This is a genomic window from Achromobacter sp. ISS7 (assembly GCF_056523125.1).
On the sequence record NZ_JAWRZD010000001.1, the window covers coordinates 1,220,543 to 1,236,138 of the forward strand.

The window sequence follows — 15,596 nt, forward strand, 5'->3', positions numbered from 1 at the left end:
GGTTTGATTATCAGCCGGCGCCACGGCGGCGGTTTCCCCTTTAAAGATTAGCGAGAGAAAACATGGGTTTCGGACAAGGATTGAGCGGCCTGAACGCCGCGGCGCAGAACCTGGACGTCATCGGCAACAACATCGCCAACTCGGGCACCGTCGGCTTCAAGTCGTCGACCGCGTCGTTCGCCGACGTCTACGCCAGCTCGCGCGTGGGCCTGGGCACCAAGGTGTCGGCGATCACCCAGCGCTTCACGGTGGGCACGGTCAACGGCGGCGGTGGCGAATACGACATCGCCATCGACGGCGCCAAGGGCATGTTCCGCGTCACGGACCAGAGCGGCGCCGTGATGTACACCCGCAACGGCGAGTTCCTGGTCGACAAGAACAACTTCATCGTCAACGCCCAGGGCTACCGCCTGACCGGCTACCCCAACGGCGGCATCGGCGCCAACCCCGTCGAGCTGCAGCTGCCCACCGCCAACGTGGCGCCCAAGGCCACCTCCACCGCCACCACCGTGGCCAACCTGGACGCCAACGCCAAGGTCATCTACCAGGTCGACACCGTGACCTCGCCGGCCGTGCCGGGCTCCGTGACGCTGGGCGGCACCGCCTACACCTTCACCAAGGCGCCTGGCGGCGCGATCACCTGGGCGCCGGGCAACCCGCCGGCCAACACCTACGGCACCGCGCCGAACACCGTCACCATCGACGGTACCGGCCAGGTCACCGCCGGCAACCTGAACGTCATCCCCGGTTTCGTCGATTTCACCGCCGCCGTGACCGAAGTCGGCAAGCCGTTCGACCCCAAGGTCCCCGGCAGCTACACCAATGCCTCGCCCATGACGGTCTACGACTCGCTGGGCAACTCGCACCAGGTGATGCAGTACTTCGCCAAGCGCGCCGCCGACGCCGCCGGCAACAGCGTCTACGACGTCTACTACACCATCGACGGCCAGGCCATGGCGCCGACCACCCAGGCGGGCGCCGTGTGGGGCAACCCGACCCAGTTCACGTTCAACAAGGCCGGCGTGATGACCAGCGCCGCCACGGTGAACCTGTCGTTCGCGACGCCGGGCGGCGGCACCACGCCGGCCGATCCGCTGGCGATCTCCGTGAACTACGCCGGCACCACGCAGTACGGCAGCGCCTATGCGCTCAAGGCCCAGCCGGACGGTTTCTCCTCGGGTGAGTTCCGCGGCATCAACATCAGCGCCGACGGCAGCCTGGTGGCCAGCTACACCAACGGCGAAACCTCGATCGTCGGCACCATCGTGCTGGCCGACTTCGCCAACCTGCAGGGCCTGCAGCCGGTGGGCAACAACGCCTGGAAGGAAACCGCCTCGTCGGGCCAGCCGATCCTGGGCCAGCCGGGCAACAACGGCATGTCCAAGGTGGTGGGCCAGGCAACCGAAGCCTCGAACGTCGACATGAGCAAGGAGCTGGTCAACATGATCATCGCCCAGCGCACGTACCAGGCCAACTCGCAGACCATCAAGACCCAGGACGAAATCATGCAAGTCCTGATGAACCTGAAGTAATGCCTGACGGGCACGCGACGACACCGACGGAATAGGCAATGGATCGAATCATCTACACCGCCATGAATGGCGCAGCGCGGATCACGGAGCACCAGGCCGCGCTCTCCAACAACATGGCCAACGTGAACACGCCGGGCTTTCGCGAGCAGATCGCGTTGTACCGGTCGGTTCCGGTGAACGACGGCGTGAGCCTGCCGACGCGTGTTTCGACGGTGGCGTCGACGCCCCGCAACAACTTCGAGATGGGCAACATGCAGACCACGGGCCGCGACCTGGACGTGGCCCTGGCCAGCTCCAACGGCTGGATCGCGGTGCAGACCCCGCAAGGCGAGGCCTACACCCGCGCCGGCAGCCTGCAGGTGGGCGTGAACGGCCTGCTGCAGACCTCGCTGGGCCAGCCCGTGATGTCCGACCAGAACGGCATCATCGACGTGCCCGACCAGGCGGCGCTGACGATCACCTCGGACGGCACCATCACCGCCATCGGCGCTGGCGATGCCCCCAACAACATCCTGAACCTGGGCCGCATCAAGCTCGCCAACCCGCCGGAAGCGCAATTGGTGCACGGCGACGACGGCGTCTTCCGCCTGGCGCCGGTCAACGGCCAGCCGGCGCCGCCGGCCCCCGCCGACCCCAGCCTGCGGGTGCTGTCCGGCGTGCTGGAAGGCAGCAATACCAATCCCATGGCGGCGATGGTGGGCATGATCGAGAACGCCCGCCGCTTCGAGCAGCAGATGCAGGTGGTGCAGCAGGCGGATCGCAACGCCGAGCGCGCCAACGGCATCCTCTCGGTTTCCTGATCCGGTCAGCCGATCCGAACAAAATAATTTTCGCGCGCGGCCGGGCCGCCGCTCCAGGAGTACTTCATCATGATGCGTTCGCTGTGGATTGCCAAGACGGGCCTGGAAGGTCAACAGACCTCGATGGACGTGATTTCCAACAACTTGGCCAACGTCTCGACCAACGGGTTCAAGCGCGGCCGCGCCGTGTTCCAGGACCTGATGTACCAGACCCTGCGCCAACCCGGCGCCCAGGTCGGCGACGCCACGCAGCTGCCGTCGGGCCTGCAACTCGGTACCGGCGCCCGCGTGGCCGCCACCGAGCGCATCCACACCACCGGTGGCCTGAACAACACCGGCGGCGAACTGGACGTGGCGATCAACGGCCGCGGCTTCCTGCAGGTCGAACTGCCGGACGGCACCCAGGCCTACACCCGTGACGGCGCGCTGCAGCGCGACCAGAACGGCCAGCTGACCACGGTCAGCGGCTACGTGATCCAGCCGCCGATGAACGTGCCGGACAACGCCCTGTCGATCTCCATCGGCAAGGACGGCATCGTCTCGGTGACCCAGCCCGGCGCGGCCGGCGTCAACGTGCAGATCGGCCAGTTGCAGGTCGCCACCTTCATCAACCCGACCGGCCTGCAGAGCGTCGGCGAGAACCTGTACCTGGAAACCGACGCCTCCGGCCCGGCCAACCTGCTGCAGCCCGGCGTCGATGGCGCCGGCACGTTCATGCAGAACTACGTCGAAACCTCCAACGTGAACGTCGCCGAGGAACTGGTCAACATGATCACGACCCAGCGCGCTTACGAAATGAACAGCAAAGCCGTCAAGACCTCGGACGAAATGCTGGCCCGCCTGACCCAACTGTGATGCCTATGTCGTCTGTCCTGCGTCTGGTTTCGAGTGCGGCCCTGGCGTTGCTGGTGGCCGGTTGCGCCATGATTCCGCCCGAGCCCATCGTGACCGGGCCGACGACGGCGGCGCCGCCGGCGCCGCCGATGCCGACGGCGCAGCCCACCGGCTCGATCTACCAGCCCACGACCTACGGCAACTATCCGCTGTTCGAGGACCGCCGGCCGCGCAACGTCGGCGACATCGTCACCATCGTCCTGAACGAGAAGACCAACGCCTCCAAGAACGTCGCGACCAACACCAATCGCAGCGGCAATGCCAGCCTGGGCATCGCCGCCGCGCCGTCGTTCATGGACAGCTGGGCCAATGCCAACCTGAACACCGACGCCAAGGGCGGCAACGTGGCGCAGGGCAAGGGCGACAGCACCGCCAACAACGCCTTCACCGGCACCATCACCACCACGGTGGTGGGCGTGATGTCCAACGGCAACCTGCAAGTGGCCGGCGAAAAGCAGATCGCCATCAACCGGGGCAGCGAGTACGTGCGCTTCTCGGGCGTGGTCGATCCGCGCTCGATCACCGGCACGAACACCGTGTCGTCCACCCAGGTGGCCGATGCCCGCATCGAATACCGCAGCAAGGGCGTCATGGACGAGGTCCAGACCATGGGCTGGCTGCAACGCTTCTTCCTGATCGCTTCGCCGTTCTGACCATGAAACAACCCACTCCGATTTCCGCCCTGTTGTCCCTGCTGGCGCGCGTTTGTGTCGCGGCGGGGCTGCTGGCCGGCGCCTCGGCGGCGCATGCCGAACGGCTCAAGGACCTGGCCTCCATCCAGGGGGTGCGCGGCAACCAGCTGATCGGCTATGGCCTGGTGGTGGGTCTGGACGGCAGCGGCGACCAGGTGCGCCAGACGCCGTTCACGCAGCAGAGCCTGACCAACATGCTGTCGCAGCTGGGCATCACCGTGCCCGCCGGCAGCAACATGCAGCTCAAGAACGTGGCGGCGGTCATGGTCACCACGACCCTGCCGGCGTTCGCCCGCCCGGGCCAGACGCTCGACGTGGTGGTGTCTTCGATGGGCAACGCCAAGAGCCTGCGCGGCGGCACGCTGCTGATGACCCCGCTCAAGGGCGCCGACAGCCAGGTCTACGCGATCGCCCAGGGCAACATCCTGGTCGGCGGCGCGGGCGCCTCGGCCGGCGGTTCCAGCGTGCAGATCAACCAGCTCAATGGCGGCCGCATCAGCGCCGGCGCGATCGTCGAGCGCGGGGTGCCGACCACCTTCGCGCGCGACGGTTACATCTACCTGGAAATGAACAACACCGACTTCGGCACTGCGCAGAACGTGGTGGCGGCGCTGAACCGCAAGTTCGGGCAGGGCACCGCCACGGCGCTGGATGGCCGCGTGGTGCAGGTGCGCAGCCCGATGGAGCAGTCGGCGCAGGCGCGCTTCCTGTCGCAGGTCGAGGACCTGCAGGTCACGCGCGCGCCGACCGTCGCCAAGGTCATCATCAACGCCCGCACCGGCTCGGTGGTCATGAACCGCACGGTCATGATCGAGGAAGCCGCCGTGGCGCACGGCAACCTGTCGGTCATCATCAACCGCCAGAACCAGGTGTCGCAACCGGATACGCCGTTCACCGAAGGGCAGACGGTGGTGGTGCCCAACACCCAGATCGAGGTGCGCCAGGACAACGGTTCGCTGCAACGCGTGACCACCAGCGCCAACCTGGCCGACGTGGTCAAGGGCCTGAACGCCCTGGGCGCCACGCCGCAGGACCTGTTGGCGATCCTGCAGGCCATGAAGACCGCCGGCGCCCTGCGCGCCGAGCTGGAAATCATCTGACCGCCATGGGCTACGCCAACACCTCCGCGTCCCTGGGCAGTCGCCAGGATTCCGTGTTCGACATGGGGCGCCTGTCGGACCTGAAGCGCGACGTGACCAAGGACCCGGCCAATCCCGGTACCGAGCAGCAGAAGCAGGTGGCCAAGCAGTTCGAGGCCCTGTTCCTGCAGATGATGCTCAAGCGCATGCGCGAGGCGACGCCCAAGGAAGGGCTGTTCGACTCGCAGCAGACCCAGATGCTGCAATCGATGGCCGACGAGCAGCTGGCGCTGCACCTGGCCACGCCCGGCATCGGCCTGTCGCAGTCGATCCTGGCGCAGATGCAGCAGGGCAAGCCCGGCGACCTGTCGGCCGAGGCCGTACAGCGCCTGGGGCAGGGCACCGACCTGGATTTCCAGACCGGCGGCTCGCGCCAGGTGTCGGCGCTGATGGACGTGATGCGCAACAACCGCGCCAGCGACCGCGCCCTGGCCGCGGCCGAGGGCGCGCCCGAGCACGTCATCAATTTCGTGTCGAAGATGTCGCGCGCGGCCACCCTGGCGTCGCAGCAGAGCGGCGTGCCGGCCCGCCTCATCATGGGCCAGGCGGCCCTGGAGTCCGGCTGGGGCCAGCGCGAGATCAAGCACGAGGACGGCCGCACCAGCTACAACCTGTTCGGCATCAAGGCGGGGCCGAGCTGGAAGGGCAGGGTCGTCAATGTGCTGACCACCGAATACGAAGGCGGTGTCGCGAAAAAGGTGACGCAACCCTTCCGGGCCTATTCGTCCTACGAGGAATCGTTCGCGGACTACGCCCGCCTGATCGGCACCAGCCCGCGCTACGAGAGCGTGACCCAGGCGCGCAACGAGATCGAGGCGGCCCGCCGCATCCAGAGTTCCGGCTATGCCACCGATCCGCAGTATGCGCAGAAATTGATCGGCGTCATGAGCCAGCTGCGCGGCGCCGCCGCCAAGGTCGATATTTCGCGTCAGATGTTGGAAGGACTCTAAATTTGGACTACCTGCTGCCGTTAATCGGGTATCCAGAAATATCAGTCGCGGTTACATACGGGGCATTGTCAGCATGAATCTGTACAAATTGGCATTGGGCGGGCTGAACGCGTCCCAGGCGGGCCTGGCAACCACCGGCCACAACATCAACAATGCCACCACGGTCGGTTACAACCGCCAGCGCGTCATGATCTCGACCGCCGGCGCCCAGGCCACCAGCAATGGCTTCATTGGCCGCGGCGTCCAGGTGGACACCGTGGTGCGCAGCTACGACAGCTTCCTGTACAAGCAGCTGGTCGGCGCGCAGGGCAGCAGCGCTCAGCTGCAGACCCAGTTCGACCAGATTTCCCAGGTCAACAACCTGTTCGCCGACCGCACCGTGGGCATCGCCCCGGGCCTGTCGAATTTCTTCACCAGCATGAACACCGTGGCCAGCAAGCCGGCGGATCCCGCCGCGCGCCAGGACTTGCTGGGCAAGGCCAACAGCCTGACCACGCAGATCCGCTCGGCCTACCAGGAAATGCAGAACCAGCGCCTGGGCCTGAATACGCAGATCTCGACCACCGTCGACCAGGTCAACAGTTACCTGACCCGCATCGACGACCTGAACAACCAGATTTCCACGGCCCGCGCCAAGGCCGGCGGCAATCCCCCCAACGACCTGATGGACCAGCGCGACCAGGCCGTCTCGGAACTGAACCAGCTGATCGGCGTCACGACCTACGAGCAGGGCGACAAGATCAACATCTCGCTGGCCTCGGGTGGCCAGGCGCTGTTGTCGGGCAACACCATCTATCCGCTGCAGGCCGTGGCATCGTCCAAGGACGTCAGCCGCACCGTCGTCGCCTACACGCTGCCGGCCGGTTCGGGCGGCAAGACCGTGTCGGTCGAACTGAACGACGCCGACGTCACCGGCGGCAAGCTGGGCGGCCTGCTGCAGTTCCGCGCCTCGTCGCTGGACGTCATGCAGGCCCAGCTGGGCCAGATGGCCGTCGGCCTGGCGATGTCGTTCAACGAGCAGCACCGCCAGGGCCTGGATACCGCCGGCAACCCGGGAACGGACTTCTTCAGCATCGGCAAGCCGCAGGGCGTGCCGAACGCCGCCAACAAGAGCGGCGCGCAGATCAGCGGCACGTTCACCAACCTGAACAACATCAACGCCAAAGACTACGAAGTCAGCTTCGACGGCGCCAACTACCGCGTGACGCGTTTGCCGGAAGGCACCCAGGTGTACAACGGCCCGGCCACCGGCACGCCGCCCACCGCCACGCTGGACCTGAGCGCCGAAATGGGCGTCACGCTGACGATCGACTCGCCGCCGCAAGCCGGCGACAAGTGGTCGCTGTCGCCCACGCGCGATGCGGCCCGCGACATCAACGTGCTGATCACCGATCCGGAAAAGATCGCCGCGGCCGACACCGCCGGTGGCGATGCCAACGGCAAGAACGCCCTCAAGCTGGCCCAGCTGCAGACCACCAAGGTGCTGGGCCATGGCACGATGAGCATCAACGAGATGTTCTCGCAGGTGGTCAACACCGTTGGCGTGCAGACCGCGCAGATCAAGTCGGCCAACACTGCCCAGTCCAACCTCGTCGCCCAGAAGCTCGAGGCCCAGCAGGCGGTGTCGGGCGTCAACCTGAATGAAGAATACGTGAGCCTGTCGCTCTACCAAGAGCAATACCAGGCCAGCGCCCGCATCATCGACGTCGCCAGCACGCTGTTCGATACGCTGCTGGGCCTGCGCGGCTGACCGGATCGTTGACATCGTGACCCATCAAGAAAAATTCGGAGTATCCCCATGCGCCTGAGCACCTCCATGATGTACTCGAACGGACTCAAGGGCGTCCTCGCTCAGGAATCCGACATGAACCGCCTGGTCGAACAGGTCGGCAGCGGCAAGAAATTCCTCACGCCGGCGGATGATCCGTTGTCGGCCTCGTTGTCGATCAACGTGGCGCAGACGCAGAGCATGAACGCGACGTACCAGCTCAACCGCAATACGGCCAAGACCAATCTGGCCCAGGAAAACAACGTCCTGGATTCGATCACGACGGCGCTGGCCGACGTGCGCACTCGCGTGGTGCAGGCCGGTAACGGCACGTTCGCCGACAGCGACCGCCAGGCCCTGTCCACCGCCTTGAAGAATGCGCGCGACGCATTGCTGGGCCTGGCCAACAGCACCGACGGCAACGGCCAGTACCTGTTCTCCGGTTTCCAGGGTGGCGTGGTGCCTTACGCCCAGGACACCACCGGCAAGATCGTCTACAGCGGCGCCACCGGCGAACGCACGGTGCAGGTCGACCAGTCGCGCCAGATGTCCACCAGCGACATCGGCAGCGACGTCTTCAACCGCGCCAACCCGGGTTCGCAAGCCTACGTCAGCACCGCTGCCGCCGCCAACACGGGCACCGCCCAGTTCAGCACGGTGTCGGTGACGCCGGGCAGCGCCAACATCGGCAAGAATTTCAGCTTGCAGTTCGAATCGGATCCGGCCACCGGCAACATGGGCTATCGCGTCATCACGACCGATCCCAACGCCAACCCGCCGGTGCCGCCGGTCACCACCCCCGCGCCGCCGGCCGCCCCGACCGCCTACACGCCGGATGCCGCCATCGACTTCGGCGGCGTGTCGGTCGTGATCAAGGGCAACCCGCAGAACGGCGACGTGATCAACGTTGAAAGCGTGCAATCGGCCGACGTCGACCTGTTCAATACGCTGGACAGCCTGATCAAGACGCTGGATTCGCCCATCGCCGGCGATCCGGTGGCGCTGGCCAAGCTGAACAACGAGCTGGCGACCGCCAACAAGAAGCTGTCGACCAACTACGACAACGTGCAGACGGTGGCCGCGTCGGTCGGCGCCCGCATGAACGAACTGGAGGCGCTGGACGCCACCGGCACGCAGAAGGGCCTGTCGTACTCGAAGTCGCTGTCCGACCTCGAAGACCTCGACTACTACTCTGGCGCCAGCCAGCTGGCACTGCGCCAGGTGGCCCTGCAGGCGGCGTCGGCGGCCTTCATGACGATCCAGGGATCGAGTCTTTTCAGCCGCAAATAATGCGGTGAGTCCATAGGCCGTGCCCGACGACGGGCCCGGCATGTTGCGCCCTTACGGACGCTTCCGGTGGTATGCCGGAGCGTCCGTGTGTGCGTACAGGGTAGGAATTTTGTCGTTTCACCACGCTTAACGCTCGGATATTTCATGCTTGTCAATTTGAAAGTTCGCACCTGCATAATTCTGGTGCTGCTGCTCTTCACGGGTGCCATGTTCATATCCAATGGCGTGGCCTGGATGGGGTTGAATTCCAGCAACGACAAGCTGGAACAGATCAACAGCGCGTACTCCGACCAGGCCGTGCCGCTGAACCGTGCCTACACCGTTTTCCTGCGCGCCCGCCTGTTGCTGTCCACGTCGCTGATGGACATGCAGCAAGGCAAGACGGAACAGGCGACGGCGCAGGCCAAGCGTTCCGACGGCCTGATGCAGGACGCCTTCAAGATGATGGACGCCTTCCGCAAGGCGCCGAAGCTGGCCGGCACGGAAGCGCTGGGCCAGGCCGTCGAGGCCGCGCTCAAGGAATACGACAGCGTGCTCAAGCGCCAGTCGGCCGCGCTGGCCAACATGGCCATCCAGGACTACCTGAACCTGAACGACACCGCCAGCGACGTCAACACCAAGTTCCGCGTGGCCGTCGACAATTACCTGAGTTTCATCGACACGCGCACCGACGAACTCGCGGCGCAGGCCGAGGTCGACCACAACATCTCGCGCAGCGTCACCATCGCCTTGCTGGCGATCGCGCTGGTGCTGGCCGTCGGCTGTTGGATTTTCATCAACCGCACCGTGCTGCGTCCGCTGCATGAGGCGGGTGATCACTTCGAGAAGATCTCGGGCGGCGATTTCACCGGCCGGATCGAAGTGCGCAGCACCAACGAGATCGGCCAGCTGTTCGGCGCCGTCAAGCGCATGCAGGAAAGCCTGACGCGCACGGTGGCCACGGTGCGCCGCGGCGTCGACGAAATCAACGTCGGTTCGCGCGAGATCTCGGCCGGCAACACCGACCTGTCCAGCCGCACCGAGCAGCAGGCGGCCTCGCTGGAAGAGACCGCGGCGTCGATGGAGCAGTTGGCCTCGACCGTCAAGCAGAACGCCGACAACGCGCGCCAGGCCAACCAGCTGGCGGCCAGCGCGTCGGATGTGGCCGAACGCGGCGGTTCGGCGGTGGCCGAAGTGGTCAATACGATGCAGGGCATCTCGGCCAGCTCGCGCAAGATTTCCGAGATCGTGTCGGTGATCGACGGCATCGCGTTCCAGACCAACATCCTGGCGCTGAACGCGGCGGTGGAAGCGGCCCGTGCCGGCGAACAGGGCAAGGGCTTCGCGGTGGTGGCGGGCGAAGTGCGCTCGCTGGCGCAGCGCAGCGCGCAGGCGGCCAAGGAAATCAAGGGCCTGATCGAAGACTCGGTGACCAAGGTCGGCGCGGGTTCGCAGCAGGTGGAACGCGCGGGCGCGACGATGCAAGAGATCGTGGCGTCGGTCAAGCGCGTGACGGACATCATGGGCGAGATCTCGGCGGCGTCCGAGGAGCAGTCCAGCGGCATCGACCAGGTGAACCGCGCGGTGTCGCAGATGGACGAAGTGACGCAGCAGAACGCGGCGCTGGTGGAAGAAGCCGCGGCCGCGGCCGGCTCGCTGCAGGAACAGGCGCAGCGCCTGGCCGAAGCGGTGGCCGTGTTCAAGATCAATGCCGGCGGCGTGATCGACGTGCCGGCGCGTCAATTGGCCCAGCAGCGCAGCGCCCCGCGCGTGGCGGCGCCGCAGGAAGACGAAGCGCCCGTCGCGGCGGCTCCCGCTGTCGCCGCGCCGGCCGCCAAGCCGGAAGCGGCGGCTGCACCGGTCCAGCGTGCGGCCAAGCCCGCCGCCGCGCCGGCGCCGCGACTGGCTCAGCCGGCCCGTGCCCGACCCACTCCGAACAGCGGCGCCACCGCGGCGCGGCCCCTGCGTCGTCCGGTCGTCAAGACCAGCGACGCCACCGACGTCAAGCCCGTCAAGCCGGCGCCGGCCGCGACGCGCCGGACGCCGCCGGCGGATGACGATTGGGAATCGTTCTGACGGCGTGATTTGCCAAGGTATTTCGTTGCATTGAATAGGTAGTAGAGAACACATCCCTTTTACGACGGGGCGGCGCCAATATGCCGCCCTGGCGGTTACCGGAAATATCGGAAAATGTTAAGCAATCTGAAGGTGCGCACGGGGTTGATGCTTGCCCAATTGGCAGTCGCCGTGGCCGCGCTGGTTGCCATCGCCCTGGGTTGGAACAGCATGCGATCCAACGCCGAGGCGATCAACGCTTTGGATAGCCTGAGCGTCCAGCAGAGCAATCTGGTCAAGGACTCTTATGTGCAGATGCTGCGCGCCACCATCCGCGCGGACATCGCCGCCGCCCAGCGCGCCGCCGGCGACAAGGCGGGCGCGGCCGAGAACACCCGCATCGTCCAGCAGCTGCTGACCGACGGCAAGGCCAAGCTCGAGAAGTTCAAGGCAATTCCGAAGACCACCGATATTGGCCGCGCCGCCGAAGGCCAGTTGCTGGCCTCGTTCAACGGCTTCGCCGAAGGCCTTCAGGCCATGCTGGGCGCGCTGGACCGGGGTGACAACGCCGAATACCTGAACCTGAAGAACACCAAGACCGCCGCGGCGAGCGGCGCGTTTTCCAAGCAATTGACCGAGTTCGCCACCGCGATCACCACCTACAGCGAAGAGCGGGTGGCAGGGTCGCGCTCGGAGGGCGCGGTCATGGCATATGTCTACCTGGCGCTGGTCCTGGTGATCCTGGCGGTGTCGCTGGGCGCGTTCCTGTTCATGAACCGCGTCGTGCTGCGGCCGCTGCGCACGGTCGGCGAGAGCTTCGACCGGATCGCCGGCGGCGACCTGACCACGCGCGTCGAGGTGCAGTCGACCAACGAGATCGGCGCCCTGATGGCGGCGGTCAAGCGCATGCAGGAAAGCCTGGCGCGCACGGTGTCGACGGTGCGCCGCGGCGTCGACGAAATCAACGTCGGTTCGCGCGAGATCTCGGCCGGCAACACCGACCTGTCCAGTCGCACCGAGCAGCAGGCGGCCTCGCTGGAAGAGACCGCGGCGTCGATGGAGCAGTTGGCCTCGACCGTCAAGCAGAACGCCGACAACGCGCGCCAGGCCAACCAGCTGGCGGCCAGCGCGTCGGATGTGGCCGAACGCGGCGGTTCCGCCGTGGCCGAAGTGGTCAACACGATGCAGGGCATCTCGGCCAGCTCGCGCAAGATTTCCGAGATCGTGTCGGTGATCGACGGCATCGCGTTCCAGACCAACATCCTGGCGCTGAACGCGGCGGTGGAAGCGGCCCGTGCCGGCGAACAGGGCAAGGGCTTCGCGGTGGTGGCGGGCGAAGTGCGCTCGCTGGCGCAGCGCAGCGCGCAGGCGGCCAAGGAAATCAAGGGCCTGATCGAAGACTCGGTGACCAAGGTCGGCGCGGGTTCGCAGCAGGTGGAACGCGCGGGCGCGACGATGCAAGAGATCGTGGCGTCGGTCAAGCGCGTGACGGACATCATGGGCGAGATCTCGGCGGCGTCCGAGGAGCAGTCGAGCGGCATCGACCAGGTGAACCGCGCGGTGTCGCAGATGGACGAAGTGACGCAGCAGAACGCGGCGCTGGTGGAAGAAGCCGCCGCCGCGGCCGGCTCGCTGCAGGAGCAGGCGCAGCGCCTGGCCGAAGCGGTGGCCGTGTTCAAGATCAATACCGGCGACGTGATCGAAGTGCCGGCGCGCCAGTTGGCCCAGCAGCGCAGCGCCCCGCGCGTGGTTGCGCCGAAGGTCGAGGAAACGGCGCCCGTGCAACAGAAAGCCGTGGCGCCCGCCGAGCCGGCGCCGCGCCAGGCCGCGCCGGCCGCCCGCCTGACGCACACCGCGCCGCGCGCCAAGACGGCGCCCGTGGCGGAAGCGGCCAGCGCGGCGCGCCCGCTGCGCCGTCCGGCGCCGCGCGCCGCCACGGCCGCGGCGAACGACGCCAAGCCGGCACCGGCGGCGACCCGTCGCCAGGCGCCGGCGGACGATGATTGGGAATCTTTTTGACGCCGGCTGTGACCGGTAAATGGGCAGGTATGCGAGGCTATCTACATCTTCTGGCGGCAGCGGCGATTGCGACGTTGATCGCGGGCTGCGCGGCAACGGGCCACAATTTCGACCCCGGCAAGCTGTCGACCCTGACGCCGGGTCAGACGACGCTGGAAGAAGCCTCGCGGGCGCTCACCGCCCCGCCCGACAAATTCTACAAACAGACCGACGGCACCTTCCTCGCCCTCTGGTCCTTCAAGATCACGTTTGTCACGGACGGCTTGTACAGCCGCAAGGAAGCGCTGCTGCAGTTCGGCCCCGACGGCCGCCTGATGCGCCTCGTGGACAGCACCAATATTCTGCTGGAACCCTGGGAACGCCAGAAGTTGCTGGGCCCCGCGCCTGTGCCTGACACCAGTCAGGAATGGGCGCAGCAGCCCGCGCCGGAGGTCCAGGTGGAAACCATCGTCATACCGGGGCCGGCCGTCGTGTCGCCCGAGCCGATGCGCCAGGGCCGTTAGGTCCCGTTTTCGCGGAGAGCGTGCCGGCCCCCAAAGGCCGCCGCGTACGTCGCCCTGATGCGTGCCCGGTCCGCAAGGAAGGCACGCCAGGGTGGTTTTTCATTTGGTCAGAGCTGTACCTGAGGGATGGGGAAAGAATATGGAAGCGAGTCTGGAATCCGGAGCGAAGTCAGGCAAGGTCGGTAAGAAAAAGGCCTCGCGTGCGCCCAAGGTGAAACGCAAGCTGAGACTGCGCGACGCCCGCGTCGGCACGATGCTGCTGTGGGTCATGGCGTTCTTCGCGGTGCTGATCGCGGCGGTGGGTGGCCTGGCCGCCTTTTTCCTGCAGCACAACTACGAGTCCATCCGCGAGGTCAACGCGCTGACCGAGCGTTCCAAGCAAGTGGATGTGATCAACAGCGACATGCTGCGCGCCCGCGTCAGCCTGATGGTCGCGGCCCGCCACCTGCAGGAATCCGGCTGGGGCAGCGGCGAGAACTCGGCGCGTGACGCGGCCGCGGCGCTCAAGGGCGCCACCGACCTGCTGACCGGCGTGCGCAGCCGCTTCGCCGACTTCCAGAAGAACATGCTGCAGGACGACACCGGCCGCCAGCTGTCGATGAACCTGGTCCGCCGCTACCGTTCGTACATCGATGACGGCGTCGACACCATGGTGGAAGCGCTGCGCAGCGAGGACTATTCGACCTTCTACATGGTCAACAACGAGTACGGCACGCCCCGCAGCGCCGCCTTCATCGAGGCCATCGCTGAATTCAGCAAGTACATCGGCGACCAGCAGCAGGCCACGATCGACCAGGCCGAGGCCAACTTCAACCGCGCCATGATCGCCGTCGCCGTCGCCGTGGCGCTGGCGCTGGCCCTGATGGTGTTCTGCCGCGTGCTGTTCGGCCGACTGGTGGTGCGCCCGCTGGTCGAGGCCGGCCAGCATTTCGACAAGATCGCCGCCGGCGACCTGACCAGCCGCGTCGAAGTGCGTTCGCACAACGAAATCGGCCAGCTGTTCGCCGCGCTCAAGCGCATGCAGGAAAGCCTGACGCGCACGGTGGCCACGGTGCGCCGCGGCGTCGATGAAATCACGGTGGGTTCGCGCGAGATCTCGGCCGGCAACACCGACCTGTCCAGCCGCACGGAAGAGCAGGCGGCCTCGCTGGAAGAGACCGCGGCCTCGATGGAAGAGCTGGCTTCGACCGTCAAGCAGAACGCCGACAACGCGCGCCAGGCCAACCAGTTGGCGGCCAGCGCGTCGGACGTGGCCGAACGCGGCGGTTCCGCCGTGGCCGAAGTGGTCAACACGATGCAGGGCATCTCGGCCAGCTCGCGCAAGATTTCCGAGATCGTGTCGGTGATCGACGGCATCGCGTTCCAGACCAACATCCTGGCGCTGAACGCGGCGGTGGAAGCGGCCCGTGCCGGCGAACAGGGCAAGGGCTTCGCGGTGGTGGCGGGCGAAGTGCGCTCGCTGGCGCAGCGCAGCGCGCAGGCGGCCAAGGAAATCAAGGGCCTGATCGAAGACTCGGTGACCAAGGTCGGCGCGGGTTCGCAGCAGGTGGAACGCGCGGGCGCGACGATGCAAGAGATCGTGGCGTCGGTCAAGCGCGTGACGGACATCATGGGCGAGATCTCGGCGGCGTCCGAGGAGCAGTCGAGCGGCATCGACCAGGTGAACCGCGCGGTGTCGCAGATGGACGAAGTGACGCAACAGAACGCGGCGCTGGTGGAAGAAGCCGCGGCCGCGGCCGGCTCGCTGCAGGAACAGGCACACCGCCTGTCCGAAGCGGTGGCCGTGTTCAAGATCAATGCCGGCGAAGTGATCGAGGTGCCGGCGCATCAGCTGGGCGGCTACCAGGCGCCGACGCTGACGCAGGACTGATCATCCGGGGCGCGAGCCCCGTGATGCGGAGCGCGGCCCGACGGCCGTGGCTCCCGCCGACCCGGCACCCGTTCGCGGCCGCCGGGTCGAATACCTTATACAGGT

At 66.6% G+C, this 15,596-nt stretch carries 12 protein-coding genes; all 12 read left to right on the forward strand.

Annotated features, from left to right (window positions below):
- Positions 1 to 62: 62 nt before the first annotated feature.
- The 12 genes from AC1HFW_RS05625 (at position 63) to AC1HFW_RS05680 (ending at position 15,491) form a co-directional block, all read left to right on the forward strand.
- Positions 63 to 1,532, forward strand: coding sequence for a flagellar hook-basal body complex protein (locus tag AC1HFW_RS05625; protein WP_035360290.1), 1,470 nt, complete (start codon positions 63 to 65; stop codon positions 1,530 to 1,532).
- Between the two features lie 38 nt (positions 1,533 to 1,570).
- Entirely contained in the window at positions 1,571 to 2,332 is a 762-nt protein-coding gene (locus AC1HFW_RS05630) for a flagellar basal body rod protein FlgF (protein ID WP_054435491.1), read from the forward strand.
- Between the two features lie 69 nt (positions 2,333 to 2,401).
- Positions 2,402 to 3,187, forward strand: a complete 786-nt coding sequence (flgG, locus tag AC1HFW_RS05635) for a flagellar basal-body rod protein FlgG (protein WP_006394443.1) — start codon at positions 2,402 to 2,404, stop codon at positions 3,185 to 3,187.
- Positions 3,187 to 3,879 (forward strand): flagellar basal body L-ring protein FlgH, encoded by a 693-nt coding sequence (locus AC1HFW_RS05640; protein ID WP_061071528.1) that lies wholly within the window; start codon positions 3,187 to 3,189, stop codon positions 3,877 to 3,879. The genes flgG and AC1HFW_RS05640 overlap by 1 nt, the downstream gene beginning before the upstream one ends.
- Positions 3,880 to 3,881: 2 nt before the next feature.
- Positions 3,882 to 5,018, forward strand: a complete 1,137-nt coding sequence (locus tag AC1HFW_RS05645; RefSeq protein ID WP_035360295.1) for a flagellar basal body P-ring protein FlgI — start codon at positions 3,882 to 3,884, stop codon at positions 5,016 to 5,018.
- 5 nt (positions 5,019 to 5,023) lie between these two features.
- The gene (flgJ, locus tag AC1HFW_RS05650) at positions 5,024 to 6,007 is read left to right on the forward strand and encodes a flagellar assembly peptidoglycan hydrolase FlgJ (protein ID WP_479282193.1); all 984 of its coding nucleotides are present in this window, start codon (positions 5,024 to 5,026) and stop codon (positions 6,005 to 6,007) included.
- Positions 6,008 to 6,080: 73 nt separating this feature from the next.
- Positions 6,081 to 7,757 carry a flagellar hook-associated protein FlgK gene (flgK, locus tag AC1HFW_RS05655; RefSeq protein WP_061071525.1) on the forward strand — a complete coding sequence of 559 codons (1,677 nt, stop codon included), beginning with the start codon at positions 6,081 to 6,083 and terminating at the stop codon, positions 7,755 to 7,757.
- Positions 7,758 to 7,805: 48 nt separating this feature from the next.
- Complete coding sequence (gene flgL, locus AC1HFW_RS05660; RefSeq protein ID WP_061071524.1) at positions 7,806 to 9,065, forward strand: flagellar hook-associated protein FlgL; 1,260 nt, start codon at positions 7,806 to 7,808, stop codon at positions 9,063 to 9,065.
- Between the two features lie 144 nt (positions 9,066 to 9,209).
- Positions 9,210 to 11,120, forward strand: a complete 1,911-nt coding sequence (locus AC1HFW_RS05665; RefSeq protein ID WP_479282195.1) for a methyl-accepting chemotaxis protein — start codon at positions 9,210 to 9,212, stop codon at positions 11,118 to 11,120.
- A 114-nt stretch (positions 11,121 to 11,234) separates the two neighbouring features.
- Entirely contained in the window at positions 11,235 to 13,118 is a 1,884-nt protein-coding gene (locus AC1HFW_RS05670) for a methyl-accepting chemotaxis protein (protein WP_479282197.1), read from the forward strand.
- A 29-nt stretch (positions 13,119 to 13,147) separates the two neighbouring features.
- Positions 13,148 to 13,621, forward strand: coding sequence for a hypothetical protein (locus AC1HFW_RS05675; RefSeq protein WP_035361922.1), 474 nt, complete (start codon positions 13,148 to 13,150; stop codon positions 13,619 to 13,621).
- A 139-nt stretch (positions 13,622 to 13,760) separates the two neighbouring features.
- Positions 13,761 to 15,491, forward strand: coding sequence for a methyl-accepting chemotaxis protein (locus AC1HFW_RS05680; RefSeq protein WP_061071521.1), 1,731 nt, complete (start codon positions 13,761 to 13,763; stop codon positions 15,489 to 15,491).
- Positions 15,492 to 15,596: the final 105 nt, after the last annotated feature.

Bases quoted from the DNA above. Each gene is read 5' to 3' on its own strand.
- AC1HFW_RS05625 (WP_035360290.1), top strand. From the start codon at position 63: ATGGGTTTCGGACAAGGATTGAGCGGCCTGAACGCCGCGGCGCAGAAC.
- AC1HFW_RS05630 (WP_054435491.1), top strand. From the start codon at position 1,571: ATGGATCGAATCATCTACACCGCCATGAATGGCGCAGCGCGGATCACG.
- flgG (WP_006394443.1), top strand. From the start codon at position 2,402: ATGATGCGTTCGCTGTGGATTGCCAAGACGGGCCTGGAAGGTCAACAG.
- AC1HFW_RS05640 (WP_061071528.1), top strand. From the start codon at position 3,187: ATGCCTATGTCGTCTGTCCTGCGTCTGGTTTCGAGTGCGGCCCTGGCG.
- AC1HFW_RS05645 (WP_035360295.1), top strand. From the start codon at position 3,882: ATGAAACAACCCACTCCGATTTCCGCCCTGTTGTCCCTGCTGGCGCGC.
- flgJ (WP_479282193.1), top strand. From the start codon at position 5,024: ATGGGCTACGCCAACACCTCCGCGTCCCTGGGCAGTCGCCAGGATTCC.
- flgK (WP_061071525.1), top strand. From the start codon at position 6,081: ATGAATCTGTACAAATTGGCATTGGGCGGGCTGAACGCGTCCCAGGCG.
- flgL (WP_061071524.1), top strand. From the start codon at position 7,806: ATGCGCCTGAGCACCTCCATGATGTACTCGAACGGACTCAAGGGCGTC.
- AC1HFW_RS05665 (WP_479282195.1), top strand. From the start codon at position 9,210: ATGCTTGTCAATTTGAAAGTTCGCACCTGCATAATTCTGGTGCTGCTG.
- AC1HFW_RS05670 (WP_479282197.1), top strand. From the start codon at position 11,235: ATGTTAAGCAATCTGAAGGTGCGCACGGGGTTGATGCTTGCCCAATTG.
- AC1HFW_RS05675 (WP_035361922.1), top strand. From the start codon at position 13,148: ATGCGAGGCTATCTACATCTTCTGGCGGCAGCGGCGATTGCGACGTTG.
- AC1HFW_RS05680 (WP_061071521.1), top strand. From the start codon at position 13,761: ATGGAAGCGAGTCTGGAATCCGGAGCGAAGTCAGGCAAGGTCGGTAAG.